General features: G+C 45.9%; 32 protein-coding genes. 2 read left to right on the top strand and 30 right to left on the bottom strand.

Translation table 11 applies throughout. The annotated features are described in order from the left end of the window. Positions 1–99 precede the first annotated feature (99 nt). The gene (locus BC351_RS04735; protein WP_079409566.1) at positions 100–675 is read left to right on the top strand and encodes a guanylate kinase; all 576 of its coding nucleotides are present in this window, start codon (positions 100–102) and stop codon (positions 673–675) included. 40 nt (positions 676–715) lie between these two features. Here the strand turns inward: BC351_RS04735 and BC351_RS04730 are convergent, their stop codons facing one another. From BC351_RS04730 to BC351_RS04720, 3 genes are all read right to left on the bottom strand, one after another. Beyond that, a complete protein-coding gene (locus BC351_RS04730) occupies positions 716–1,141 on the bottom strand; it encodes a hypothetical protein (RefSeq protein ID WP_079409565.1) in 426 nt (141 codons plus the stop codon). Positions 1,142–1,233: 92 nt separating this feature from the next. Then, entirely contained in the window at positions 1,234–2,190 is a 957-nt protein-coding gene (locus BC351_RS04725; protein ID WP_425270900.1) for an MBL fold metallo-hydrolase, read from the bottom strand. Positions 2,191–2,527: 337 nt separating this feature from the next. After that, the gene (locus tag BC351_RS04720) at positions 2,528–2,734 is read right to left on the bottom strand and encodes a helix-turn-helix domain-containing protein (RefSeq protein WP_079409564.1); all 207 of its coding nucleotides are present in this window, start codon (positions 2,732–2,734) and stop codon (positions 2,528–2,530) included. A 335-nt stretch (positions 2,735–3,069) separates the two neighbouring features. Between BC351_RS04720 and BC351_RS04715 the strand changes: the two genes are divergently transcribed. Continuing rightward, the gene (locus tag BC351_RS04715; protein WP_079409563.1) at positions 3,070–3,219 is read left to right on the top strand and encodes a YjcZ family sporulation protein; all 150 of its coding nucleotides are present in this window, start codon (positions 3,070–3,072) and stop codon (positions 3,217–3,219) included. Positions 3,220–3,287: 68 nt separating this feature from the next. On the opposite strand, the gene BC351_RS04710 is transcribed toward BC351_RS04715, so the two are convergent. The 27 genes from BC351_RS04710 to BC351_RS04580 form a co-directional block, all read right to left on the bottom strand. Beyond that, on the bottom strand, positions 3,288–4,130 hold the full coding sequence (locus tag BC351_RS04710; RefSeq protein ID WP_079409562.1) for a thermonuclease family protein: 843 nt from the start codon (positions 4,128–4,130) through the stop codon (positions 3,288–3,290). Between the two features lie 541 nt (positions 4,131–4,671). After that, positions 4,672–5,466, bottom strand: coding sequence for a sporulation transcription factor Spo0A (spo0A, locus tag BC351_RS04705; protein ID WP_079409561.1), 795 nt, complete (start codon positions 5,464–5,466; stop codon positions 4,672–4,674). 234 nt (positions 5,467–5,700) lie between these two features. After that, entirely contained in the window at positions 5,701–7,041 is a 1,341-nt protein-coding gene (gene spoIVB / locus BC351_RS04700; RefSeq protein ID WP_079409560.1) for a SpoIVB peptidase, read from the bottom strand. 119 nt (positions 7,042–7,160) lie between these two features. Next, positions 7,161–8,891 carry a DNA repair protein RecN gene (recN, locus tag BC351_RS04695; protein ID WP_079409559.1) on the bottom strand — a complete coding sequence of 577 codons (1,731 nt, stop codon included), beginning with the start codon at positions 8,889–8,891 and terminating at the stop codon, positions 7,161–7,163. Positions 8,892–8,906: 15 nt separating this feature from the next. Beyond that, positions 8,907–9,356 carry a transcriptional regulator AhrC/ArgR gene (gene ahrC / locus BC351_RS04690; RefSeq protein ID WP_079409558.1) on the bottom strand — a complete coding sequence of 150 codons (450 nt, stop codon included), beginning with the start codon at positions 9,354–9,356 and terminating at the stop codon, positions 8,907–8,909. Beyond that, entirely contained in the window at positions 9,353–9,811 is a 459-nt protein-coding gene (locus BC351_RS04685) for a hypothetical protein (protein WP_079409557.1), read from the bottom strand. Before BC351_RS04685 ends, ahrC begins: the two co-directional genes overlap by 4 nt. 103 nt (positions 9,812–9,914) lie before the next feature. Beyond that, the gene (locus BC351_RS04680; RefSeq protein WP_079409556.1) at positions 9,915–10,751 is read right to left on the bottom strand and encodes a TlyA family RNA methyltransferase; all 837 of its coding nucleotides are present in this window, start codon (positions 10,749–10,751) and stop codon (positions 9,915–9,917) included. A 37-nt stretch (positions 10,752–10,788) separates the two neighbouring features. Further along, positions 10,789–12,675 carry a 1-deoxy-D-xylulose-5-phosphate synthase gene (gene dxs / locus BC351_RS04675; RefSeq protein WP_079409555.1) on the bottom strand — a complete coding sequence of 629 codons (1,887 nt, stop codon included), beginning with the start codon at positions 12,673–12,675 and terminating at the stop codon, positions 10,789–10,791. A gap of 113 nt (positions 12,676–12,788) precedes the next feature. After that, positions 12,789–13,694 (bottom strand): polyprenyl synthetase family protein, encoded by a 906-nt coding sequence (locus BC351_RS04670; protein WP_079409554.1) that lies wholly within the window; start codon positions 13,692–13,694, stop codon positions 12,789–12,791. Position 13,695: 1 nt separating this feature from the next. Next, positions 13,696–13,947 carry an exodeoxyribonuclease VII small subunit gene (gene xseB / locus BC351_RS04665; RefSeq protein ID WP_079409553.1) on the bottom strand — a complete coding sequence of 84 codons (252 nt, stop codon included), beginning with the start codon at positions 13,945–13,947 and terminating at the stop codon, positions 13,696–13,698. Beyond that, positions 13,934–15,304 carry an exodeoxyribonuclease VII large subunit gene (gene xseA / locus BC351_RS04660; protein ID WP_079409552.1) on the bottom strand — a complete coding sequence of 457 codons (1,371 nt, stop codon included), beginning with the start codon at positions 15,302–15,304 and terminating at the stop codon, positions 13,934–13,936. The genes xseB and xseA overlap by 14 nt, the downstream gene beginning before the upstream one ends. Positions 15,305–15,312: 8 nt before the next feature. Continuing rightward, entirely contained in the window at positions 15,313–16,179 is an 867-nt protein-coding gene (gene folD, locus BC351_RS04655; RefSeq protein WP_079409551.1) for a bifunctional methylenetetrahydrofolate dehydrogenase/methenyltetrahydrofolate cyclohydrolase FolD, read from the bottom strand. 102 nt (positions 16,180–16,281) lie between these two features. Then, positions 16,282–16,740, bottom strand: a complete 459-nt coding sequence (nusB, locus tag BC351_RS04650) for a transcription antitermination factor NusB (protein ID WP_079409550.1) — start codon at positions 16,738–16,740, stop codon at positions 16,282–16,284. A 169-nt stretch (positions 16,741–16,909) separates the two neighbouring features. Next, positions 16,910–17,137 carry a DUF2273 domain-containing protein gene (locus BC351_RS04645; RefSeq protein ID WP_079409549.1) on the bottom strand — a complete coding sequence of 76 codons (228 nt, stop codon included), beginning with the start codon at positions 17,135–17,137 and terminating at the stop codon, positions 16,910–16,912. Between the two features lie 14 nt (positions 17,138–17,151). Continuing rightward, positions 17,152–17,712, bottom strand: coding sequence for an alkaline shock response membrane anchor protein AmaP (gene amaP / locus BC351_RS04640; protein ID WP_079409548.1), 561 nt, complete (start codon positions 17,710–17,712; stop codon positions 17,152–17,154). Between the two features lie 88 nt (positions 17,713–17,800). Then, a complete protein-coding gene (locus BC351_RS04635; protein ID WP_079409547.1) occupies positions 17,801–18,214 on the bottom strand; it encodes an Asp23/Gls24 family envelope stress response protein in 414 nt (137 codons plus the stop codon). 160 nt (positions 18,215–18,374) lie between these two features. Further along, positions 18,375–19,733: an acetyl-CoA carboxylase biotin carboxylase subunit gene (gene accC, locus BC351_RS04630; protein WP_079409546.1), complete on the bottom strand. Its 1,359-nt coding sequence runs from the start codon at positions 19,731–19,733 to the stop codon at positions 18,375–18,377. Between the two features lie 45 nt (positions 19,734–19,778). Then, complete coding sequence (gene accB, locus BC351_RS04625; protein ID WP_079409545.1) at positions 19,779–20,276, bottom strand: acetyl-CoA carboxylase biotin carboxyl carrier protein; 498 nt, start codon at positions 20,274–20,276, stop codon at positions 19,779–19,781. 156 nt (positions 20,277–20,432) lie between these two features. After that, on the bottom strand, positions 20,433–21,221 hold the full coding sequence (locus BC351_RS04620) for a SpoIIIAH-like family protein (protein ID WP_079409544.1): 789 nt from the start codon (positions 21,219–21,221) through the stop codon (positions 20,433–20,435). A 38-nt stretch (positions 21,222–21,259) separates the two neighbouring features. Next, positions 21,260–21,898 carry a stage III sporulation protein AG gene (gene spoIIIAG, locus BC351_RS04615; protein ID WP_079409689.1) on the bottom strand — a complete coding sequence of 213 codons (639 nt, stop codon included), beginning with the start codon at positions 21,896–21,898 and terminating at the stop codon, positions 21,260–21,262. A 4-nt stretch (positions 21,899–21,902) separates the two neighbouring features. Then, positions 21,903–22,652, bottom strand: a complete 750-nt coding sequence (gene spoIIIAF / locus BC351_RS04610) for a stage III sporulation protein AF (protein ID WP_079409543.1) — start codon at positions 22,650–22,652, stop codon at positions 21,903–21,905. Between the two features lie 13 nt (positions 22,653–22,665). Beyond that, the gene (gene spoIIIAE, locus BC351_RS04605) at positions 22,666–23,865 is read right to left on the bottom strand and encodes a stage III sporulation protein AE (RefSeq protein WP_079409542.1); all 1,200 of its coding nucleotides are present in this window, start codon (positions 23,863–23,865) and stop codon (positions 22,666–22,668) included. A gap of 24 nt (positions 23,866–23,889) precedes the next feature. Continuing rightward, positions 23,890–24,279: a stage III sporulation protein AD gene (gene spoIIIAD, locus BC351_RS04600; RefSeq protein WP_079409541.1), complete on the bottom strand. Its 390-nt coding sequence runs from the start codon at positions 24,277–24,279 to the stop codon at positions 23,890–23,892. Positions 24,280–24,289: 10 nt separating this feature from the next. Beyond that, complete coding sequence (gene spoIIIAC, locus BC351_RS04595; protein WP_029197158.1) at positions 24,290–24,493, bottom strand: stage III sporulation protein AC; 204 nt, start codon at positions 24,491–24,493, stop codon at positions 24,290–24,292. A 61-nt stretch (positions 24,494–24,554) separates the two neighbouring features. Then, positions 24,555–25,073 (bottom strand): stage III sporulation protein SpoIIIAB, encoded by a 519-nt coding sequence (gene spoIIIAB, locus BC351_RS04590; protein ID WP_079409540.1) that lies wholly within the window; start codon positions 25,071–25,073, stop codon positions 24,555–24,557. Between the two features lie 12 nt (positions 25,074–25,085). Further along, on the bottom strand, positions 25,086–26,063 hold the full coding sequence (gene spoIIIAA / locus BC351_RS04585) for a stage III sporulation protein AA (protein ID WP_079409539.1): 978 nt from the start codon (positions 26,061–26,063) through the stop codon (positions 25,086–25,088). A gap of 72 nt (positions 26,064–26,135) precedes the next feature. After that, a complete protein-coding gene (locus BC351_RS04580) occupies positions 26,136–26,399 on the bottom strand; it encodes a YqhV family protein (protein WP_079409538.1) in 264 nt (87 codons plus the stop codon). Positions 26,400–26,598 lie beyond the last annotated feature (199 nt).

Here is a 26,598-nt window from a genome sequence, read left to right as displayed (position 1 = left end):
TCAATATCAATCACAAAAGAATCTCTTTAATTATCTGAATTTTCATACTATAATAGAGATATCAAGATATCGCTTTCATTATGTGAAGGAGGAATTGATATGAGTCGTCCTGACAATGGATTGGTGTTTGTTTTTACCGGTACAAGCGGTTCGGGTCGCAAAACCATCGCCCACCGTATTGCCCAAGAGCTTGGCTTCTCCTCCGTTGTTTCCTATACAACACGCACACCAAGACCAAAAGAAGTCAACGGCAAGGATTATACGTTCATTACTCGCAAAGCCTTTATTGATAGTGATATCGCCGGAGAATTTTTTCAAACTGCTGAAATTGATGGTCATTTTTACGGTATCAAAAAAGCCGATATTGACGACGCCCTTAGCAAAAATGGTTTCATCTACGTCATTGTCAATCGCTACGCAGCCAACCGTTTCAAATACATTTATGGAGAAAACGCCGTTCGATTGTTCATCTATGTCAGCAAACAAACGATTATGGAACGCCTGCTGGCGCATAATACCCCTACAGATGTCATCGACCACTACATGAATCACTACATAGAAGAAGTTTCCTATCGCAAAGATTGTGAGCATGTGTTTGAGAACATGGATTTGAATGAAACCATCAGTAAAGTGAAAGCCACCATGCTTGCTCACATCCCTACGACAACAAGCTGAAGAAAAAGACTCGGTTCAGCACCGAGTCTTTTTTCTTTGCTTATTTTAAAGGTGTCTTTTTTCTCTTTAGTGCCACATACCCGCCTAACAATGAAATCGGAATAATCACAACGAAGCCGATTAACTCGAACCATAATGGAATCCCATGATCCGTCAACATCGAATCAAATCCTATTGCTGCGCCGATCACACCTATAATAGCAGCATTGAAATATTCAGCACGTCTTGCGACTTTAGCCGCGATATATCCACCAAAAAATGACCAAAATAAGCCCATAACCATAAGCAGAAGCAATAATCCAACATTTGAATAAATCGCATTAATCGTTTCTTCATTTACCGGTTTTCCTGCGAAATAAACACTGCCAAATAACGCAGTCGATATATAAGTTCCTATGTTATCAACAGCTACACCTAGCAGTACACCCAGAAAATGAAACTTTCTTTCCCTTTTTTGTTCATCCATAGCTTCTTCTTCTCTCCTGATCCATCGAACTTCCAACCTAATCCATAATACCATGAGGTTGACTCAGTATCCAGTTCTCAACCTCTGCATCCTTAACTCCACCAAGGCGCTTGTGGATATTCAGCTGCATGTACATGAATCGTTTGGCCCATTCTCGGCGTTGCAATAGCTACCTCGTTGGCATACGCGGCTCTTACAACACGCGAAACCGAATCATTCCAATCGTGAACCGCCAAGGTGAATGCTCCCCAGTGAATCGGAATCATGAGCTTGCCTTTGACATCTAAATGAGCTTGAACCGTTTCTTCCGGCATCATATGAATATCCGACCAACGATCATCATATTGCCCGCACTCCATAAGTGTCAGATCAAAAGGTCCGTACTTCTCGCCAATGGCTTTGAAATGAGGAGTGTATCCGCTATCCCCGCTGAAAAAGATCTTAGAATTCAACCCTTCAATCACCCAAGAACACCATAGTGTAGCTCCACGATCCGTTAAGCTTCTCCCCGAGAAATGAGTTGCCGGCGTACAAGCGAGTGTTAGCCCTTCGAACGTAAACTCGTCCCACCAATCATGCTCTTCAATTTTCCCTGGCTGGATGCCCCATCGAATCAAATGACTGCCAACCCCGAGAGGAACAATGAATTTTCCTACTTTATCCTTTATTTTCATTATCGTCCCATAGTCCAAGTGATCATAATGATCATGTGACAATAGAACAGCATCTATCTCAGGCAGTTCGGCAATTTCAAAAGGCAAGCCTCCACTATATCTTCCCTTACCGAACCATGGAAATGGCGAAGGTGCTTTGCCAAACATAGGATCTAAGAGCAAGGACTTCCCATCCAACGTTAAAAGAGACGCCGAGTGGCCAAACCACGTAACCTTCGTTTCCTTATCTTTGCTGAAAGAAGGCACATCCATGACCGGCGGACTTGACGGACGTCGATTAGGGCTGCTTTTGATAAAATCACGTAAAATGCTTACCGTTGTTTTGAAGCTCGTATCCATCATCGTTGGAACAACATTCTCAAACTTCCCATTCACATACTGGGCCGAACGAGAAAGCTCCTGTATCTTGGCTTTCGATGGTTTTCGCCCAAAGTGCGGATAAACATTCATAAAAAGTACAACTACACCTGCAAGTACGACAATAATGCCTATCCATATCAGTAACAACTTCGCGGCCTCCAAGCTTATTTCTTCAGAATTGGTCCTTTCATTTTCCCATTGAAAATAGATGACTAGATGTATAACGTAAATGTTCATCGTAAGGTTCCAAGATTTTATGAGATCTTATAATTATCGGTGAAAGCTACCTATGCAAAAAGAACGCCCAGCTCTAGCAGCGCCCTCTCATTTCTCATATGATCTTCATTTGGATTTAAATTAATTCATACAACTGCTTCACATCACAGCTTAACGCGCTGGCAATATGGATGGCCGACTTCAACGGCATGATTCTTTTATTCTCGATGAAATCATTTATCTTTTCTGGCTTGTAGTTTAGAATATGCGCAAGATCCTGAACGGTCATGCCACATTCACGCAACCGTTCATTCAACAAGCACCGACCGAGCTCGAACTTCATTGCGTCGCAGTCCTCCTATCAAAGATATGTCTCAAAAAAGGCTTTGACCAACAAAAAAGGCAATGCACCAATTGAAACAAAAGCAAAAAAGAATCCTTGAAGAAAATTTCTGAACAGCTTCACAAAGATCACTCCTATCTATTTTTGTCCAATTTGTGAATAACCCCATTGTACTCCTTTATCCATAGTGTTACATGAAAATAAGATTAAAATTCCGAAGGTTTGTCCAATAGGGACATTAGCACAATCATCCCATTTGCCCAAACATCCTTAAGCATATGACATACATTAATCTTGTAGTACACAGACGAATTCCTTATGAAAGGGTGATTTAAATGGCTTATTTAGGCGGAGTTGGCGGTGTAGGTGGAGTTGGTGGAGTTGGTGGAGTTGGTTGTGGAACTGGAGTAGGTTATAACTCTTCTGCTGCAATTTTGGTTCTTTTCATTTTGTTGGTTATCATCACTAGCGCATTCGTATGGTAGTTCTTCATAAATAAAAGAAAAGCTACCTTCGAGCCTTGGCTCAGGTAGCTTTTTCTTCTGAATATGGCTTACTTTTCACACGCTACACCATCTTGATCCCGGTCAAGCTTGGAGCTGTAGCCTGGCTCGCCCTTTTTAATATTGTACGCACCCGCTGCTTTCGCTTCTGTACAATTATTGTAGTACACTTCGGAATGCTCCTTCGTCTCAGTCTTAGGGACTGGGGATGAACTAGGTTTCAGGCTTGCTTTTGGTTGAGCGGTGGGAGCAGGGCTAGTTATGGTCTTCACAGCTTTTTCATGAAAACCATCCTCTTGCGCATAATTCTCTACACTCCATATATTGATCCCTTTTAATTGTGCCGTCTTTTGGATCTCCCGAAATTGATCTACGTACTTCACATTAGGCGGATATACATAGGCAACGCGGGCATAGCCATTTTCAAGCAGCATCTCGTTAAACATCTTATCCCCAATATAAAGATAACAAAGCAATCTGCCATACTTATCACGCTCAGACACATCTAATTCCAGCTTGACGTCCTTATTCGTTAAAATATCCTTAGCATACTTTGAAGCTTCCAAGGCAAAAGGCTGAACAGGCTTATCTGGAGCTACACTCTCAGGTGTATCCACCAGAAGCAATCGAATCGTCTCCTCTTTAACTTTCCCAGATTCCGTGAACGACACCTTCATCGTGTCCCCATCAACAACCCTCACTATTTTGGCCGGGATGAGTCGCTTGTTGAAATCTGTCGGAGTCGGCGACGCCAGCGCTGTTTCCACTGGCAGTGATGCAACAGAACCTGCTGCAGGTTTTGCTGTTGCTTGTGCACAGCCCGCTGCCGCGAATAGAACGAATAGACTTAATGCTGCATGTAAGTATTTCTTGGTCGTGTTTGCGCGAAACATTTAGAAGCCTCCAGTATTTCTAGTTGATAAATCAAGTTTTCAAAATAATCGATATGACCTCACTAGCAAACTAGCTGATCCTCGTAAATTATATACCTATTTATTCCTATTGTGCCAGTTGAATTACCTTTGCGAGATTTTTGCTGCAAATAGCGTTCAGGAGGTGGGAATTGCAGTAGCATTCATTTGAAAAGGAACTACGATCCTCTATTTGACTTAAAATCCGAATTTTCCAGCTGAAAGGGAACTAAGATCCTTTATTCTACTTCTCGAGGGTGAAATTCCGGCAAATTAGACAAAATAGCGTATCGTAGTTCCGTCTGACTAGCCAAATGGCTGTTTGGGCTATGAATAAGGGAACATAGTTCCCACTCGGGGGTATGATAATGAAAATACGCAAGATTAAAAACCCAATAAACCATAAGGTTTATTGGGCAAGATGGAAAAGCTAGATATCAAACAAAGTCAATGATCTTCAAATCCTAACTAGATATTACTTCCATCCCTTCAGCATACATTCGTCTCAAAGCTCCTAACCCTCTCAAGAAACCTTATGCTCAATGCGCAGCTTATCAGCCACCATCGCGATAAATTCGCTATTCGTTGGTTTGGACTTGGAGATGTTGATCGTGTATCCGAAGATAAATGAAATCGAATCAATGTTGCCGCGCGTCCAAGCGACTTCAATCGCATGACGGATCGCACGCTCGACGCGGCTAGGCGTCGTTTTGTACTTCTCAGCGATAGCTGGGTACAGGGTTTTGGTGATCGCACCGAGGATCTCAATGTTGTTGTACACCATCGTAATCGCTTCACGGAGATACTGATATCCTTTAATATGCGCAGGAACGCCGATTTCATGTATGATGCTCGTGATGTTTGCGTCCAAATTTTTACCTTTTGGCATATGTACGACATTGGCACGTGTAGTTGAAGTTGTTGACGACGCTTGATTGCTTCCAACAAGCTGACGAATCCGATTCGTTAACGTTTCCATATCAAAAGGTTTTAGTATGTAATAAGATGCTCCAAGTTGTACAGCCTTCTGTGTTATGTTTTCTTGGCCAAAGGCAGTCAGCATAATGATTTTCGGTTGGGATGGAAGATTCATTTCACGCATTTTTTCAAGTACACCCAGACCATCCAAATGAGGCATGATAATATCTAAAATGAGTACGTCCGGCAACTCACGCTGTTGTTCAAGAAAGCGAAGAACTTCATTACCGTTGTACGCAACGCCTGCAATTTCCATGTCCTCTTGCTCACTGATGAACTCAGATAATAAATGGGTAAACTCACGATTATCATCGGCTAGTAATACTTGGATTTTTTGCAACTTTAAATCCTCCTTTAGGCTATTGAACAAGTTAGTGATTTCTCTCTTAGGTAAAGGTATTCGACACCCCAACTTAAATTCCTTCTGTCGAATATTATTTTTCTTTTCTTTTATTTCACTTTCTTATATAATAGTATATTTATCTTGTTGATACTACATTTTTCGACAACTTGGATCTAAACCATGTATCGCTATGTAGAATAAGGTTAAAATACAATAAAGAATCAAAGGCGTCTAGCTCGCCTTTGATTCTTTATCTGGGGCTCCAGTGGAAGGTCTAAGGACAATTCCGGAATCCTGCAGCATCCATTCGATAAAACAGCCATAGCCGCTTGTAGGGTCGTTAACGAATACGTGTGTGACGGCACCAATTAGTTTCCCATTTTGTATGATGGGGCTGCCGCTCATTCCTTGCACAATACCACCGGTTTTATCCAATAGACGCGGATCCGTAATTTTGATGACCATTCCTTTGGTACCTGGGAAATCTTGTTTAGAGACATGGATAACTTGAATGTCAAATTTCTCGACTTTCTGTCCTTCCACAACCGTATAGATTTGTGCGGGGCCTTCTTTCACTTCTTCAGCAAAAGCCACTGGAATAGCTTCCTTATCTAAGCTATGGTCTGGGGCTGCATACATTTTGCCAAATATACCGAACGCTGTATTTCTTTCGATATTGCCGATGACTTTGCTGTCTTTGTACAATGTAGCATGTTTTTCACCAGGGTCACCATTATGGCTCTTGGAAATGGATGTTACATTCGAGTACACGATATCCCCATCGCCTACAATTATAGGGGTTTGTGTATCCATATCCGTGATGACATGTCCCAAAGCTCCGTATACGCCCTGATCGGGTGCATAGAAGGTTAAGGTGCCAACGCCTGCCGCGGAATCACGAATATATAACCCTAGGCGGTAGGACTTGTCTACAACGTCATAGACGGGCTGCAGCTTAACAGAAATTTCTTCATTGTTGCGAAGGATTTTGAGATCAAGCGGTGTTTTGCTCTCGCCGGATTTGGCAACTAGATCTGCGACCTTGCTTACATCCTTGGAATCTTTGCCGTTAATCTTCGTGATCAAATCGCCGACTTGAATTTTGGCTTCTTCCCCAGGTGAAACTTTTTGATCTTGGGCAACAGTCACCAAATGGTGACCTACGACCAAAATGCCGGCAGACTTAATTTTCACACCGATGGTTTGACCTCCGGGAATCACTTTCAAGTCTGGAACAACATTCACTTTCACCGTCTTGATTGGGATCGCACCGAAAAGCTTAAGCTTCATTTCTGTTTGCCCAGAGTGATCGGATTGCAAAGAGATAGGTTCATTCAGATTAACTTGAAATGAGTGCTCGGCATTGCCATTTACTTTCACAATGTCCGTATCCTTGACCGTCACTTGCGCGTTCACCGGCATTGTTAACTGTAGCTGCTTCCCTTGGCCGCTGAATAAGCGAAGTTCTTGGGGGAAGGAGGCAAAGCTTTGAAAAGGCGGAGACAAACTTACCATACAAACGAAGAAGACGAGCAGGAGTCCGAACAATCTTTTCCTTTTGCTGGATTGCAATATCTTCACGCTCCTTCACACATCCTTGAGCCCTGACGAACTTTCGTCGTCAATTGCGTACCTATAAGTTAACCCCACTCCCCATGTTTTATAACTGAAAATGATGACTATCTATACTTTTATACCCTTGATTTCTTATTTCTTGCCATGGCAAGCATTTCCCCAGCGTGATGAAGCGTGGTTTCAGTGACTTCTACGCCGCCAAGCATACGCGCTAATTCTTCAATGCGTCCAGAATCAGGCATGTCTTGAACACGCGTGAATGTCCGCTCATGATCAACTTCTTTGCGAATATAGAAATGAACATCCGCGAAACTCGCCACTTGAGGCAAATGGGTAATGGAGAACACTTGGCAGTTCGTAGACAGCACAGACATCTTCTCCGCGATCGCTTGGGCTGCGCGGCCGCTTACCCCTGTATCAACCTCATCGAATACAAGAACAGGAATTTGATCAATGCGGGCAAAAATCGTTTTCATGGCAAGCATAATCCTCGAAAGCTCTCCCCCGGAAGCAATCTTGCTCAAGCCTCGCAAAGGTTCGCCTGGATTGGGGGCCATGAGAAATTCCACTTGATCGATGCCTTGACGCGAAAAGCGAACCTTTTTGCCTTCTACCTCAATCCCGTTGCGCTCATCCAGCGTCTGCTCCACTTGCACGCGGAATTGCGTCCGTTCCATCTGCAAATCACGCAGTTCATGCTCAATTTGCACGCCAAGCTGCTGGGCAATCCCTTTGCGAAGATTAGAAAGGTCTAATGCAGCAACACTTAGCTGCTTCTCTAAGACAGCCAGCTTATCTTCAATTTTACGAATATGCTCATCTTTATTCTCAATGGTATCGACTTCGGTTTTAATTTTTTCTAAATACGTGAGGATCTCTTTTATATTCTCTCCATATTTTCGGCGAAGAGACGTGATGGTATCCAATCTTTGCTCAATAAAATCCAAACGCGAGGAATTGAACTCAATTCCATCCCGGTAATCTCGAAGTTGATAAGCTGCATCTTCGAGCTGATAGTAAGCCGATTGCGCTTGTTCTAGAAGAGGAGTCAACTGAGCAGGGTCAAGCTGTACGATATCTTGTATTCTAGAAACAGCCTTGCCGGCTGCATCTAGCCCACGATTCGTCGCATATAGGAAATCATAGGCCTCCGAAGTACTCTGATATAATTTCTCGGCATTAGCCAACTTGCGTTTCTCTTCAGCCAACGTCTCATCTTCGCCTAATTTAAGCTTAGCGGCGGAAATTTCATCAATTTGAAAACGATAAAGATCCAGCATTTGAAGAGCTTGTTTGCTCGTTTCTTGAAGATCACGCAAATCTTTTTGAAGTTTCATATATTCATCATAGGCAGCTTGATAGATTTGCTTCGTGCTCTCAATCTCTGAGTCTCCGAATAAATCGAGAGAATGCAAATGTTCTTCCACATTCAATAACGATTGGTGCTCGTGTTGTCCATGAATATTAACTAACCATTCACCGGTTTTGCGAAGCATCGTCAGATTGACGAGTTGGCCGTTAATTCGGCTTGAGCTTTTGCCAGTTGCAGTAATTTCACGACGAATGAGCAAATGCTCGCCAGGATCAGCCTGTATACCCAGCTCTGTAAGCGTATGCCAAACCGGATGTGCAGCAGGCAGCTCGAACATCGCTTCAATCTCTGCTTTATCAGCCCCATAACGGACTAATTCAGAAGAACCTCTGCCGCCCACAATTAGCGTAAGCGCATCAATAATAATCGATTTCCCCGCGCCAGTTTCCCCAGTCAGCACATGAAAACCTGCTTTGAACCGAATATGTACATGTTCTATTACTGCCAAATTACGTATCGAAAGTTCTGTAAGCATATGCGCCTCCTGGCATTAAGATAGTAAAGACATCACTTCATTCACAAACGTACCACTATTGTCCTTGCCGCGGCAAATCACGAGAATCGTATCATCCCCGCAAATGGTGCCCATGACCCCATTCCACTCCAAATTATCAATCAGTGCACAGATCGTGTTCGCCGTTCCTGGCAGGCATTTCATAACAACCAAATTGTCGGTGTAATCAATGCTTACAAAATGATCGCTTAGCGCCCTGCGCAACCTCTGCATCGGATTAAACCGTTGATCAGCGGGCATTGAGTATTTATAACGGCCATCATCCAACGGAATCTTGATCAGATGCAATTCCTTAATATCACGGGAGACAGTCGCCTGGGTGACATGAAAACCGGCAGCCCGTAAAGATTCCACCAATTCATCCTGCGTTTCGATCTCGTTGTTGGTAATGATCTCTCTGATTTTTACATGCCTTTGACCTTTCATGCTTGCACCTCTATGGTAAAAGTGATTTTTTTGATTTTGTTCAGTGTCATATCGACATATAGAATGCCCGCAGCCTCCGGATAAATCAAACTATATGGGAGAAGCATATCGCGAACAGAGCTTCCTGTCATTTCCAATGGTTTGCGTTCTTTGGCTACTTTCACCAGGTAAATATCTTCTTCCTTTTGGACAAAATAGTCGATAAACAGTCGGCTTTCCAGCTGTTCTCTCTGGTTTATGGTCATGGTGATGGGAATTTTGGTTTTACCGGCAAGCACATGGAAACCCGCGCTTTCCAGCAGCTCAACTACGTCATCTTGTGGAATATCCGAATGTCTAGGAATTCTTCTCCGCCTAGTCCCAGTTCCGTCAAGCCATCTCTGAATACGCCAAATGAGATAGCCAACCAACAGGATCAGTATTATTAAAATGACTGTGACATCGCCCTTCTCCATGTCCCTCACCTCGCCATAGTATTCGCGGATTTACTCCGAAAACCCTTTTTATGAAGTGAAAAAACCCATCTCTGGGCCGCAAAAGGCGTTCGCAAAGATGAGTTTATTTACCATGCAATTTTTGGGCTTCTTTCACGATGTCTGCAATAAAACCCTTCATTGACGATGCGTCAACGCAAGAAACATCTGTGACCGAATTACTTGACCAGTAAGCCAAGAATTCAATATTTCCTTCGCCGCCCGTAATCGGAGAATAGGTCAGCCCTTTCAAACGAAAACCAAGTTCCTCCGCAAAGGACAACACGGTGGTCAGAACTTCCGTATGAACATCAGGATCGCGAACAACCCCCGATTTGCCTACTTTTTCTCGGCCTGCTTCGAATTGAGGTTTAATTAATGCAACAACATGACCTTGATCCAGTAAGATCTCCTTCAAGGGAGGTAAAATAATCCGCAGCGAAATGAACGACACATCAATACTTGCAAAAGTTGGACGCGGACCGTTCAAATCTTCCATTTTGGTATACCGGAAATTCGTTCTCTCCATGACATGAACACGTTCATCATTGCGAAGGGACCAGTCTAGCTGATTGTACCCCACATCAACCGCGTATACAGAGGAGGCACCATTTTGCAAAGCACAGTCCGTAAAGCCGCCTGTCGAAGCACCGATATCGAGCATAACAGCCCCGTTCAAATCAATACCGAATTGTTTCAGCGCTTTCTCCAGCTTAAGTCCGCCCCTGCTCACATAAGGATGCAGCGCTCCTTTTACTTTGAGAACAGCCTTTCGACTGATTTTCATTCCAGCTTTATCAACAGGTTCTTCATCTGCAAAAACAAGGCCTGCCATTATGGCGGCCTTTGCTTTTTCTCTGCTTTCGAAATACCCTTGCTCAAGAAGCAATATATCTAATCGTTCTTTATCCGAAGATGACATTATGTGTGTATGACTCCTATTCGTATCGTTCCAAGGCTTATGCCCGTTGTCGTTTACGTGGTACTAGCTTCTTAACTTCAGCCATCAAGCTTAACGCGGTTAGTCCGACTTCCTCACGTTGTTCCTTCACGCTTCCGTGTTCCACGAAGTAATCCGGAATTCCCATCACATGGACGTGCAGGCCAACTATACCTTTGCCTGCATAGAATTCCATGACAGCACTTCCGAAACCGCCTTGGATACAACCCTCTTCCATCGTAATGATTGGAATGGACTCGCTTGCCAGCTGCAGCAAGTAAGCTTCGTCCAATGGTTTGATGAAACGAGCATTCACAACACGAAGATGAATGCCTTCCTTGGCTAATTGCTCCGCAGCGTCTTCAGCAACTTGCACCATCGGGCCTGCTGCCAGCACAGCAGCATAATCACCTTCGCGCAGCGTTTCCCAAGTTCCGATCGGAATAGCTGTTGGTGTCTCATCTAGACTGGATCCTGTACCGCTGCTCCGTGGATAACGGTAAGCAATCGGACCCTCTTCATATTCAAGCGCCGTTTGCATCATATTGCGAAGCTCTTTCTCATCCTTCGGCATCATCAATACCATATTCGGCAGCGTACGCATGAAGGAAATATCGTATACCCCTTGATGCGTTTCGCCGTCTGGACCTACAAAACCGGCGCGGTCAATCGCAAAGGTTACATTTAACTTAGGGCGACAAATATCATGAACGACTTGATCGTAGGCTCTTTGCAAGAATGTCGAGTACACGGCAAAAACCGGTTTCAATCCTTCGCTGGCAAGACCTGCACATAACGTAGCCGCATGCTGCTCAGCAATCCCAACATCAATCATTCGATCAGGGAAATGCTTAGCGAACTTCAACAAGCCAGAACCTCCAGGCATCGCAGGGGTCACAGCAACAATGCGTGAATCCTTCTCCGCCAATTCAATTAACGTGTTGCCGAATACTTCGGTATACATCGGCGGACCCACTGATTTAAGCACTTGACCGGATTCGATCTTGTAAGGCCCTGGTCCATGCCAGCTATGTGAATCCTGCTCGGCAGGCGTGTAGCCTTTGCCTTTGGTCGTAACCACATGCACAAGAACAGGACCATTCACTTTCTCAGCTTGCTTCAGCGTATCTAGAAGAACCGGCAGATTATGTCCATCAACAGGTCCAATATACGTGAAGCCCAGCTCTTCAAACCAAACACCGTTCAGAACAAAGTATTTGAGACTGTCCTTCAGCTTTTCCGCAGTTTTCGCCAGCGTACCGCCGATGGCAGGAATTTTCTTCAGTAAATGTTCGACTTCTTCTTTGGCTTTCAAATAATGACGGTCTGAACGAATTTTGCTCAAATAATTATGAATCGCCCCCACATTGGGCGCAATGGACATTTCATTGTCATTCAGAATGACCATTATATTCTTTTTCTCGTGACCAATATGATTCATGGCTTCCAAAGCCATACCGCCTGTAATCGCACCGTCTCCGATGATTGCAACAACTTTGTTGTGCTCGCCTTTGAGGTCACGGGCCATGGCCATTCCCATTGCAGCAGATAGAGAGGTTGAGCTGTGTCCGGCTTCCCAGACGTCATGTTCGCTTTCGGAACGCTTGATAAATCCGCAAAGTCCTTTATATTTACGCAAAGTATCAAATTTGTCCTTGCGTCCCGTCAAAATTTTGTGAACATAAGCTTGATGACCCACATCAAAAAGCAATTTATCATAGGGGCTGTGGAACAAGGTATGTAAAGCGATGGTGAGCTCAACCACACCTAAGTTCGAGGAGAGGTGTCCACCGGTGACAGACAGCTTCTCAATCAGAAATTGACGGATTTCACCAGCCAATGTCTCAAGCTCCGTCAAGGATAACCGTTTCAAGTCCTCAGGTCGATTGATTTGTTCGAGCAGCACGCTTGTTTCCTCACTTTCAATGTGAAAATGCTAAGATTCCACCATTATATCATAGATTTGGGTAAATCGAGTAAAACCGTCCAAGCACAGGGCACAAATAAGTTCCATATGGCTTAGTGATCCCGCTGCATCAAGTAATCAGCCAGCTGAAGCAACCGGTCCGGATTCGGCAAATTCGCTTGGATAAGCGCCGTTTTGGCTTGTTTGGTCAATTCCTTCACTTTCTGCTCCGACGCTTCAAGCCCAATAAAATAGGGGTAGGTCACTTTCTGCTGCTTCTCATCACTTTTCACCGGCTTGCCCAGCTTCTGCTCATCTCCGATAATATCCAAAATATCATCTTGAATTTGAAAAGCAAGTCCCAGTGCATAGCCAAACTCCGTTAATGCGTTAAGCTGAGCTTCCGTAGCTCCCGCGATATGTCCGCCGGCACGCAATGAAAATACAATCAGATCACTGGTTTTGTGAAGGTGAATGAACTCTAACTCCTCCAGCTTCGTAATACCTTGCTCGCCGAGCATATCAGCCGCTTGACCACCCACCATGCCGCGTGCCCCTGCGTAAAAGGAAAGTTCTTCGGTAATAGCCAGAACTCGCTCTGCCGGAATGCCGAAACCTCTGTGAGCCTGCGTGACACTATAAAATGCCTGTGTTAATAGTGCGTCGCCAGCCAAAATTGCCATCGCCTCGCCATAAACCTTATGGTTTGTGAGCTTGCCCCGGCGATAATCATCATTATCCATCGCAGGCAGGTCATCATGCACCAAGGAATACGTATGAACCATTTCGATTGCCAGCGCTACAGGCAGTGCAGCAGCCTGCGAGCCCCCAAGGGCTTCGGCGGCTTCCAATACCATAATAGGGCGCAGTCGTTTGCCCCCGGCCATCAACGAATAGTTCATGGACTCACGAAGCGAACCGGGAACATCCCAGCTCGCTGGCAATGCTTCTATTAACGCTGCTTCTACCCGCTCGGCTTGAGAAGCAATATACTCACCAAATGTAGATGTCGTCTTCAACCTAATTCCCCTTATCTTCCAAGACAGGTTGGAAAGGCTTTCTGGTGACGCCCGCTTCCCCTTCAACCAACATCTCAATTTTCTTTTCGACCTGTTCAAGCTTCACACCACATAGATGGGACAGTCTAACGCCTTCTTGATAAAGCTCAATGGCTTTCTCCAGCGGCACGTCCCCGCTTTCCAATTGTGCGACAATGCGCTCAAGCTGCTCGATTGCCTGCTCGAAGCTAACTTCTGTTTCACTTGTAGACATCTTTGTTTGCCTCCATCCCCGATACTTCACAATTCAATCTTCCATCTTTGAGGCGAATCCTCACGGTATCTCCCACTTTCACTTGGGAAACGGAACGAATGAGCTGCTGATCTTGGTCATCATAGGTCAAGCTGTAGCCCCGCTGCATAACCTTCAGCGGGCTGAGAGCGTCCAAGTGACGGACGCTGGACTGCCACTCCTGCTTCTTCGTACGCAGGAGGGTCTGCATCGCCGTGCTCATCTGCCGCCCCGCTGTATCCAAGCGGCGTTTGGCGGACACGGCCTGCTCTTTGGGATTGAAGCTGGATAAGCTGCGCTCCAGCCTCATATGCCGCTCCGCCAGCTTGCTTACGCGCTGGCGCATCCGGTAACCGAGCTGCTCCGCGAGCCGGTCAAGCCGCTCTGCAGGCTGCATAAGCAGCTGCCTGCGGGGGTTCGTCAGGAACGGGGAGCGCTTCGCGCGCTCCAGCCGTTCCTGCTTGCGGCGCAGCTGCTGAAGCAGCCCGTAATGCAGCCGCTGCGACTGCTGCGCCAGCTGTTGCTTCAGCTCGAGGTGATTAGGCACCGCGAGCTCTGCCGCCGCCGTAGGCGTCGGCGCTCTAAGATCGGCGACGAAGTCCGCGATCGTGAAGTCCGTCTCATGCCCGACGGCCGAGATGACAGGAATCGCGGAGGCGTAAATCGCCCGCGCAACGATTTCCTCGTTGAACGCCCACAGCTCCTCGAGAGAGCCGCCGCCGCGGCCTACGATGAGCACGTCGGCTTCACCAAGCCTGTTCATCGCTTCGATCGCCTTGACGATCGAAGGACCTGCCTGAGCACCCTGTACCAGTACGGGGTACAGGAGAATCTGAACCGACGGGAAGCGCCGCTGCAGCGTGATGATCACATCACGTATGGCAGCCCCCGTCGGTGAAGTGATCACGCCGATGGCGCGTGGAAACCGAGGAATCGGTTTCTTGCGCTCCGCCGCGAACAACCCTTCGCCTTCGAGCTTCTTTTTCAGCTGCTCGAAGGCCAAGTACAAACTGCCAATGCCGTCCGGCTGCATCGCCGTCACATAGAACTGGTAAGCTCCGTCTCTTTCATATACGGAGATATTGCCGCGAGCGATCACTTTCGTTCCCTCTTTGGGAATAAAACCAAGCTTCTGGTTATGAGAAGCAAACATAATGCTTTTCAATCTGCCTTCGGCATCTTTAATCGTGAAATACATATGACCGCTGGAGTGATGAGTGAAATTGGAGATTTCACCGCGGACCCAAACATCCTGAAGCCGCGAATCGCCCTCCAGCAATAGTTTGATGTATCGATTTAATTCCTTGACCGATAAGATCTTCGTATCATTTCTCGCCATAGGCCTGATTAAACACTCACATTCGTTCGGGCTGCACGCGCTGCTGCATCAACCGTGTTGCGAAGCAGCATCGTGATCGTCATTGGACCTACACAACCTGGTACAGGTGTGATTGCACTTGCAATTTCTTTGACAGCTTCGAAATCGACATCCCCTGTCAGCTTGCCGTCAGCCGGACGATTCATCCCGACATCAATAACGACTGCGCCTGGTTTCACGTGTTGAGCTTTAATCAAGTGAGCTTTACCAACGGCTACAACGAGAATATCAGCTTGCTTTGTTATTTCTTCCATGTTCGGTGTACGCGAATGAACGACCGAAACGGTTGCATGCTCGCGCAAGAGCAGCATCGCCATCGGCTTGCCAACGATATTGCTTCTGCCTACGACAACTGCATGCTTGCCAGCAATTTGCACGCCTGTGCGCTTCAAAATTTCTATAACGCCATGCGGCGTACAAGGCTTCATGCCCTCTTTCCCAATCATGAGGTTCCCAACATTAATCGGGTGGAAGCAATCCACGTCTTTCAACGGATCGATTTCATCAACAACAGCTTCTTCATTAATATGCTTAGGCAGCGGCGATTGAACGAGAATTCCGTTAATTTTGCTATTCTGATTAAATGTATGAATAAGTTCAATTAATTCTTGCTGCGTCGTTTGCTCAGGCAGTTGGTGTACTTCGGAATAAATGCCTACATCCTCGCATGCTTTTGCTTTATTGCGCACATAGACCTGCGAAGCTGCATCTTCCCCTACAATAACGACAACAAGACCAGGTTGGTGACCGTCAGCTGTGAGCGCTGCAGCATCCTTCCTGATCTCCTCACGAATGGAACTAACCAATTCTTTACCATTAATAACTTGTCCAGACATGCTATTTCCCCCTCATTATTTTCGTAGAAAATATGACCGCTATAGGTGACTTGACGATTTCAACAACCGCTATATCAAAATGGTTCGAATAGTCAAATGGAATTAAGACGGCGACACTTTGCTTTTCAAGTCGTCAACTTCCTTAATCATTTTACCGAGAACGCCGTTAACAAACTTGCCGGACTCATCCGTTCCGTAGTGTTTGGCCAAATCAATCGCTTCGTTCACGACAACTTTCGGTGGAACATCATCTCGGTACAGCATTTCATAAACAGCCAAACGCAATACTTCACGATCCACGCGTGAGAGCCTGTCCATGGCCCAACCTTTTAAATACTCCTCCAACAGCTCGTCAATACTCACTTTATGACTGTAGGTTCCTTCAACTAATTCAACAATGTAAACTGGATCAATTTTCTCGCCTTTGAAATCCAATTCGGTTTCATTGTCATGCTCTGCTTCATGAATCGCGACCTGAACCGCTTCTTGAGGGGTTGCCTCGTTCATCTGGATTTGGTAAAGACTCTGTACAGCAATTTCTCGTGCCACTCTGCGTTTCATTATGGTCCTCCTAAAAGTTTGCTTCAGCAAAACTGACTTCGCAAGCAATGATTTTGTGTTTTGCTTTAGCCTTACTGACATCTATCCTTCGTCCTTTAAAGCTCTTTTCTTAGTATACGTCATATTAGATTGAATCCAAACAAAAAAATCCATGGTTGAACCAGGGATTTTAGCGAAACATTCTCCATTTTTGCGTGAGATAGCGCCAAATGTCTTCCAGCATAGCGAAACTTTCCTTGCGATCCAGCTTGTTTCCGATATATAAACCAAGGAAGACAATGAATCCGAAGATCAACATATCCCAAAAACCAAAAAACAAATAAATAAAACCAAAAAAAATGCCTGCTGCCACTCCGATCACTTTGCCCCTATGGGACGCCCAAAGCTCATTCCACATGAGTGGGTTCACCTCTATTCGACTCGGCTTTTAAAAGTTGGGGCTGATTGCACGATATTTGCTACGAATACGGTTACGGAAGCAACTGGAATGCCGGTAATGTCTTCAATATAACTTTTCACAGTACTTTGCATCTCTTCAGTTAGTTCGGGAATCGAACCTTCACCATCGACAATGGTTCTGATTGTAATCTCTAACCCTGATTGGTTGACACGGACTCGCGCGCGAAGATCTTTGGCGCCTTTGGTTCGACCGGCAGCCTTCAGCGATAAGTTCTCAACCGTTTCAATTGAAATACGAATGTCGCCAAAATCGGTTCTCTGATCGATAGACGGTGCTTGCGAGCGGCCTCGGCGAAGGGTCAAAACAAGAAAGCGCACGGAAATTAACAGCATGATCAAGCTGATGGCAATCGCTGGGTACGCATAGTTTTTGTCAAAATAGAAACTATTCAGCGTTTGACCTGCTTGTTCTAACGGGATCCAGCTTGAAGCTGTGAACAATACAACGATAGAAGCAACTAGAATGATTAGGCTATAAAGAAGCAGCAAGAGCCTGTCCACAATTTTACCCACGTAAGCTTGTCCCCTTCCTATAGTTAGAGGAAACCCCCTGCAACCTGTAGGGGGTTTCAATTGGTCCATATGGATACAGCAATTCCGCCTATTTCACTCGATGTGCAGCTGCTGTTTCTTCTTCGATCGGTTTATCTGCCTGTTTAAAATGAACGTCATGAATGTGTACGTTGACTTCAACCACATTTAAGCCTGTCATCGATTCGATGGCATTCTTCACATTTTGTTGAATGTCGCTAGCAACTTCAGGAATACGATTTCCATATTCAATAATGATGGAGACGTCAATGGCAGCTTCACGTTGTCCGACTTCTACCTTTACGCCTTTGGACAAATTTTTGCGTCCAAGCAATTCAGCAATACCGCCAGCTAATCCACCACTCATCCCCGCTACACCTTGTACTTCTACCGTTGCCAAACCGGCAATGATCTCAATAACTTCGGGGGCAATCTGGATGCTGCCTATATCTGTTTTGACGTAATCCGGAGCGATTGTGCTCATTGGGGCACCTCCTTAGAGTTTATGAAGCATTTTTTGGCGTTTTGCGCCCGTATAAATAGTGTCGAAAGCTTGCGCTTGAGAATACGCTTCAACCTTAGGTTGGATAAGCTATCTTAATTTATAACTATACCATTTGGCAAAAAATATGACAAATGTTTGTCTACGAGTCTGCGTCGTTCACATCGTGCTCTTCCAAGAATTTAATATCATGGTCGCCCTTGATAAAACGCTTGTGTTCAAGCAGCTTCAGATGGAATGGAATCGTTGTGTTTACTCCGTCTACAGCGAATTCTGTGAGCGCTCTTTTCATACGGGCAATCGCTTCATCACGCGTGCTTCCCCATACGATAAGTTTCGCGATCATAGAATCATAGTGAGGAGGTATCGTATAGCCCGGATACACCGCGCTATCCACGCGAACACCGAAACCGCCAGGTGGCAAGTAAAACTTCACTTGTCCGGCCGAAGGCATGAAGTTCCGATTCGGATCCTCAGCATTGACACGACATTCAATCGCCCAACCGTTAATGCGAACATCGTCTTGCGTAAAGGAGAGCGGGTTCCCTTCGGCTACACGAATCATTTCTTGAATAATATCAATCCCTGTAATCATTTCGGTTACCGGGTGCTCAACCTGAATTCTCGTATTCATTTCCATGAAATAGAAATTGCCGTCAGGACCCAAGAGGAATTCCAATGTTCCAGCGCCTGAGTAGTTGACTGCTTTGGCCGCGCGAACGGCTGCCTGCCCCATGGCTGTACGCGTTTCTTCCGTCAGAATCGGACAAGGTGCTTCCTCAACAAGCTTCTGTCTACGACGCTGCACGGAACAGTCACGCTCGCCTAAGTGAACCACATTGCCGTGTTTATCCGCTAAAATTTGAATTTCAACATGCTTCATGCCTGTTAAATATTTCTCCAAATAAATACCGGCATTACCGAACGCATTTTGCGCTTCTTGTTGCGCAGCCGTAATTTGCTGAACGAGCGTATCCTCATTCTCAGCAATCCGAATGCCTTTGCCTCCGCCGCCTGCCGTTGCTTTGATAATAATCGGATAACCGATATCTCTCGCAATGACAATCGCGTCTTCCACGTTCTCAACCAAACCGTCAGAACCCGGAATAATTGGCACACGTGCTTCTTTCATCGTTTGCTTGGCAACAGCTTTATCTCCCATGCGGCTAATGGCATCAGGCGATGGACCAATAAACGTAATATTGCAGCTTTCGCAAATTTCAGCGAAGTCTGCATTTTCTGCTAGAAACCCGTAACCTGGATGAATGGCGTCACACTCAGTCAGCGTAGCTACACTCATCAGATTCGTAAAGTTCAAATAGCTGTCCTTGGAGGCAGTCGGTCCAATACAATAGGCTTCATCAGCTAATCGCACATGCAGCGCATCACGATCTGCTTCCGAATACACAGCCACGCTGTAAATGCCAAGCTCACGACAAGCCCGGATAATACGAACAGCTATTTCTCCTCGGTTCGCTATTAGGATTTTGTGAAAGTTCATTGTTTTTCCTCCTAAGAGTTTTCCGCCTAAGTTAAAACAAATGGCTTACTCCGGTTTTACCAGAAATAAAGGTTGTCCGTATTCCACGAGCTGGCCGTTTTCAACCAGAATTTCAACGATTTCACCTTTGATTTCCGCTTCAATCTCATTCATTAATTTCATAGCTTCAATGATGCAAACAACCGATTTATCGCCTACTTTGCTGCCAACGCTCGTGAAAGGAGCTGAGCCAGGAGAAGCAGATTCATAGAACGTTCCTACCATCGGTGAAACTATCTTATGTAAAGATGAGTCTTCTTGCTTAACATGTCCAGCAGTCGCAGTCACGGAAGCATCCAATGCGGCTGCAGGTGCCGTGTTTGCAACGCTCGCTTGACCAATTGGGGCATATGTGTGTTGAATGGGAGCCGATACGTAGACAGGCTCTGATTTGTTCGGTTTACGAATAGCAAGGCGTGCGCCTTCATTTTCGATTTCAAGTTCTTGTAAAGAGGATTGATCCACGAGTTTGATCAACTCTTTGATTTCACTCAATTTGAACATTCATGTCACTCCTTTAGACGTTGGTGAACCAGTAAAAAATGCGGTTTCATAGCCGCAACGTATGTATTATACCTATAAACGCAACAAATGGAAAGAGTCCAGTTTGTCCGGACCCTTTCCAATGACATCCCAATCAAGCTTATTTCCACTCTAATCCTATGGACGAACGTATTGAATCTTGATGTTTTCCGGCGCTGCGCCCAGCTCTTTGACGACCATATCCACAATCGTAACACCTTGGCTTTTCTCCAATTTATCGCTTTGCACCGTTACTTTCCACTTGTTTCCATCTTGATTCACAATGGCTTGCGGGAAATCTTTCATGAGTACATCTTGCAGATTTTCTACTTTTTCTTGAACATCGGTTAACTTGGATAAATCGTTCGTTGCTTTGGCTACAGCTTCTGGCGTCTTCTTCCCGTCGATAATAATTTCCATTAGGTCAGAGGAAGTTTTTCTGAAGTATTCGCTTTGTTTCATTTGTTCGTTTGTGAAAAAGTCACTGGCGGAGGTCGTTTTCGCTTGTTCTTCCACTTGCTTTAACACTTGATCGTCTGTTTTGGCTGTATTGGATTGCGGCGTTGTTTTCGAAGCATCTGCTTTTGTCGTAGTTTTGGCATCTGTTTTGGCGTCTGTTTTAGCATCTGTTTTAGCGTCTGTTTTGACTTCCGTCTTCACGTCAGTTTTTGTTGCATTTTGCGGAGTTGCCGCTTTTGTCGCGTCGACTTTTGTATCTGTGCCTGTTGTTGCTTTTACATCTGTTTTAGCCCCAGTCGCTGGGTCAACTTGACTCATATCAATCTTCACTTCTTGCGCTGTTTGCACTTTGCCTGTGGTGGCTAGATCCAGCTTGTTGACGTCCTCTGTGAACAAATAATATGCGGAAAGCACCACCATTAAGCTAAGCATCGATACGAGCCAAATTGTTTGTCTTTTTGCGTTCATTGAATATTCCTCCTCATAATTTGAATGATAATGGCTATTTATTCGCCGGTTTTACGGGGTAAAATCGAAATGCGGCGTGCTTCAACATCAAGACCTCTTTCGACCGCTTCTGTGATCATTTTCTTTACGGTGAGATTCTCGGCGCCTTTGGCGACAACGATAACCCCTCTGATCTTCGGTTTAATGTATTTGAGCACAAGCGGCTTCTGGTCACCGGACACTTGATAGATCACCACTTCACCGCTCCGCGTTACCTGGGATATATTTCGGGTTGCCCCGCCATTGTCGCGTTCTGTCGTCATTTGCTGATTATCGTTATAGTTTTTGTCGACATTCATTTCTTCCGTCGATTCAATTGTAACGAGTACTTCGACATCGCCGACACCGACAATTTTTTGTAAAATCTCTTTCAACTGGGATTGATAGGCCGCTTCATAGTCATGAAAGGCAGAATTTTCCTTGGGTGTACTACCGAGAAATGTTTCTTTACTTGGCGGCGGAGAAGCTCTGCCCGCATTGATGGGATCAACATCTTTTACAGTCATAAATGCATTGATAATCATCAGCGCAGCTCCCAAAAGTCCAATCATAATGACCCATAGCAGCGTGTTTTTACGTTTGGGTCCTCCTGGACCTCCGCCGAATTTGTGCTCCATCCATTGCAGCAATGTTCCCATCGATTCACCTCGCAATCCTTCCGTTCCTTTGATCAACTTGAATATCAATCTGGGCAGGTTCCACCAGCCAATTGCGTGCAATTCCTTGCTTGAGCCGATCTACTTCCTGCTCTAACCGGGCAGGCAGCCCAGGCGCAGCCGCAGCTGGTTGATCCGTTGTGCTGTTAGTCTGCTTGCTTGTTGTCGGTTCGATCCGTATCGGATCAACGGGCTTAACGGGCTCCATCGCAGCAATGCTTTTGGCAGTACCTGAGGCTTGAGCCTGCTTCTTCGCGTCTATATCATCAAGGGTTACCCTGACTTTCATAATCACGGGTTTCCCATTATTGTCGATTTGTGCAGCCACTTGAACGTCTCTGATAACCAAGTCGGTTTGCTTCTGCAAGTCCTCTTTCATCATGCCGGCCAATTGGGTTTGCAGCATTTGCTGCGACTGCTTTTGGCCTTCAGCTTGCAGCTTCTGCGCATCCTTGGTAATGACTTCGAGCGATTTCATCCGTTGATCTCCTTGGCCACTGCTGGCATACATCGTTTTTTCATTTTGCTTCTGCTCCGCCTGACCGATCAATTGATCCATGTCCCAATCCTTCTGGAACAGCTGCAGGACCGGGGATAAGAGCGTAAGGAGAATGAACAGGCTCATCACGGTTTTGACATAGCGCTGCATGGTATTGCTGGGAAGAAGCAGATCCACGAAGGTGGCCAGCATAATGACCATGATGACGGTTTTCAGCCAACCGGCTAACCATTCCATAGCTTGGCTCCTTTCACCGCATCATGACGGAAACATTGCTGATCGTGATCATTATGGTTAAAGCAAGAAAGAACATTAAGCTTACAGCGGCTAGTGCCGCAAAAACATAAATCAAACTCTTTCCAATGGTTTGCAGGCAAGCGATCATCGGACTGTCGCCCAAGGGCTGCATTATCGCTGCGGATAAGTTGTAGATAAAAGCGAGTATGATGATTTTGATCGCCGGAAACGCACAAAGCATTATCAAAATCACTACGCCTACAAGTCCAATCGCATTCTTCACTAGCAAGGAAGCCCCAATCACCGTCTCTGTCGCATCGGAGAACAATCGACCCACAACAGGCACGAAGTTGCCAGTAATGTACTTTGCCGTTCGAATCGCTACGCCGTCTCGCACGGCCCCCGCCGTCCCTTGAATCGATATCACCCCAAGAAAAACGGTCACAAATATTCCGAGCATGCTAAGCGCTATCGTTCGAAGCAGATTAGCCAGTTGAGTCACTTTATACTTCTCACTGAGCGAGCTCACAATGTGCAAGACTGCTGAGAAAAACAATAATGGAAAAACAAACACATAAATCGCCGTTCCTACGGAGTGAATCATAAATACGATAAGCGGATGCAAAATAGCGACGGAAGTCACATTGCCCATTGAAGCAAGCAGTGTTAAGAGCAAGGGCACGATTGCAATCATGAATTGAATCATGGCTGTTATCGCCGATTTGGCATAACCGATTGCTACACTGAAACTATTGATAGCAATAATGATCATCACCATGTAGGTAATGGAATAACCAAGCTTGCTTACGGTATTTCGTTCAAAGGAGCTTTGGAGCGTTTCGAGAATCATGCTGAATATCGTGAGAATAACGATGGAAGCGAGCAGCTTGCCATTGACAATGATTTCGTGGAACACATAGCTGAGCAGCCCTTTGAAAATGCTTTTTAAGCTGATCCCTTTGGTCCCAAGCAGCAGCTCCATGAAGGTTGGCGGCTTGCTTTCCGGGAAATATCCGCCGTAATCTTTCATGAGCTTATCCCAATATTGTTCAACAGGTTCCGTGTTCAAATGACTGGCCTGCTCTTGGATAATCGCATCGGTTGGCGACGCAGCGTCAGTAGAGCCTGTCAGACCAAGCCAGCACCCTGCGATGAGTATAATCAAGATGATCCAGCGGTTGTTCAGCTTCTGGTGCGAATAAAGTAGGTTCATTCCTGTCACTCCTAAATGAATCATCTAAGCCGGAAGCAGCTTAACGACGGTTTCGATAATGACGGTAATGATCGGAATTGCCATCACCATAATGAGCACTTTGCCTGAAAGCTCAATTTTGGAGGCAATTGATTCTTGTCCGGCATCACGAACGATCTGGGCGCCAAACTCAGCAATGTACGCTACGCCAATGATTTTGAGAATGGTTTTAAGAAAAACCATATTGATACTCGATTTCTGCGCCAAATCCTCCAGCACCTGGATGACCGTAGATATTTTGCCGATCAGGAACAAAAAAATCATAATACCTGCAAAGGTTGCCAGCAGGAAAGCGAACATCGGCTTCTGCTCTTTGATGATGAGGGTCAGTATCGTAACAATAAGTCCGAGGCCTACAATCTGGATGATTTCCATAAGGCCCACCTCATTGGAATAGGAAAATCGTTTTGATTTCTTTGAACAAATGATCGAGCATACTGACGACCATAAAAAGAACGACCACGAAGCCAATGACCGTAACCCAGTGAGCCATATCCTCTTTGCCCATTTGCTTGAGCACCGAATGGATCATCGCGATGATGATACCGATGCCGGCGATCTGGAAAATGGCATTCACATCTACATTCATTCCAGGCACCTCACTCTGTTCACAAGGAGCGTTTGCCACCTCGGCATTTCCCTTGTTACCCTTAATACATCAAAATCACGATCAATGCGCCGATTAGGACTCCAAGGCTTTTCCACATTTTCTCGTAACGGCGCTGCTCTTCTCTGGATTCGGTTTCTTCGGTTTGTAGCTGACTCATGGCCAGCCGCAGATGTTTGATCTGATCGCTTCGATCTGATAAGCCCAGCACAGCACCCAGTTGAAGCACTACTTCTTGTTCAGCTTGTTTCATAGATGTTCGCGTCCAGACATCCTTCACACTCATCTGCCAGATCTCACGGGTCGAGATGCCGTCACTTGCTGCGAGCCGTTCTGCGGTTATGCGAAACAAGGAAGAAAGAGGATCAGCCACCTGCTTGCTAAGCGATAGGAAGGCTTCCGGAAGTGGGGTGAGCGCATAGGTGATTTCCGTCTCCATTCGTCCCAAAGCGCTAATCATCGCTCTAATCTGTTTGGGACGCCTCACATAATGGGCAGCCTTCAGGAAACCAAATAAAGTGGCCGCACTTATGATCAGAACCCCGCCAACGAATTTAAGCATCCTTCATCCTCCTCATCTAACAGGAATGGCATCTACTGCTTTGCCGTAACGATCCATAACGCGGTAGGAAGATGGCGCTCCCTTTCTTCGCTGCAGGATGACATATCTGGCAAACACGCCTTCTTCCAAAAGCTGCTTCAGAACCGGACGCTTTCGCACATCCTCGTAGTCGGCTCCATGCGCAGTCGCTACAACTCGTATCCCTGTATGGACAGCCTCATGAATAGCTTGGGCATCTTCGGGGCGCCCAATCTCATCCACAATCAGCACATCCGGCGACAACGACCGAATCATCATCATCATCCCTTCCGCCTTCGGGCATCCATCCATTACATCTGTGCGCGGCCCAAGATCGAATCGGGGGACCCCTTTGACGCACGCGGCCAGCTCTGACCGCTCATCCACAACCCCCACTTTCTTACCGGATGCTGCGATAGCGCCAATCCCCCACTCTCCACGGCTGATCAAACGGGCCAAATCCCGAATCAAGGTCGTTTTCCCTTGCTGCGGCGGCGAAATGATCAGCGTGTGATGAACGCTTCCCAGAAGCGGATCATACAGTTGCGGCAGCAGCGCTTGACCGACCCCCGGCAGTTCACGCGCAATACGAATGTTGAAGGAGCTCACATCACGAATTTGCCGGACATGCCCTTGTTCTAGCACGGTGCGCCCTGCTAGTCCTACACGATGGCCGCCGACAATGGTGATATACCCTCGCCGGAGCTCCTCCTCAAACGTGTATAACGAATGATTCGTTAGCATTTCCAGCAAGGACAGACAATCCTGACGGGTTGGCTTATAGGCCATAGCTTCCTGCGTTACCATCTGCCCCCGCTGATCCAGAAAAGCGTAGCGCTCTCCCCAGCTAATCTCGAAGGGCCGCGACTCTCTCACCCTAATTTCCTCAACACTAGCTTGTACTTCTGCCGGCATTTCAGTTAACAGAAAGCGGAGAGTCTGGGGGAGTAGTGGCAAGATTGATCTGAGCATAGGCTGACATCCCTCCAAGTTGTCCAGTCTTCTATATTCATTTCTATGCTTAATAGAAAGAAATATGACCGATTACTTTTTTAAAATACCAATAAATAGACAGCTTACACCCGCAATCACCCACAGCATCTTGCCATAGGAGAGCTTCTCAGCGATTCCTACCAAACCAATGGTAGTTGTCGCTAATAGTACTAGAGGACCTACTAGAGCCAGCCCAGAGTTCACTAGAAGCGCCTTCTCCACCGTTGCCAGCCTCAACATGAGAATAGCCGCAATAATCTCAATACTTCCCGACATCATCCTCAGCGAGGCCATCGTTAGGACAATTTTGTTCATTTGTTTTTACTACCTCCTTTAAAAAGAAACAGCTCTTTTGAACCTGGACATCGTTACTAGCGGAGCAGTCTTATAAAAGGCCGGAAGCGACTTTTGCAAAACGGTTCCTTCCACCCAAAGGCCAATTAAATCAAAGGAACCGTTTTGCAATGGAGTCTGAAGGTTTTTATAAGATTGTGGAGCACTCGAATGTAACTTT

The organism is Paenibacillus ferrarius (assembly GCF_002027705.1).
GTDB classification, from domain to species: domain Bacteria; phylum Bacillota; class Bacilli; order Paenibacillales; family NBRC-103111; genus Paenibacillus_E; species Paenibacillus_E ferrarius.
This window is presented reverse-complemented; position numbering and strand designations above follow the sequence as displayed.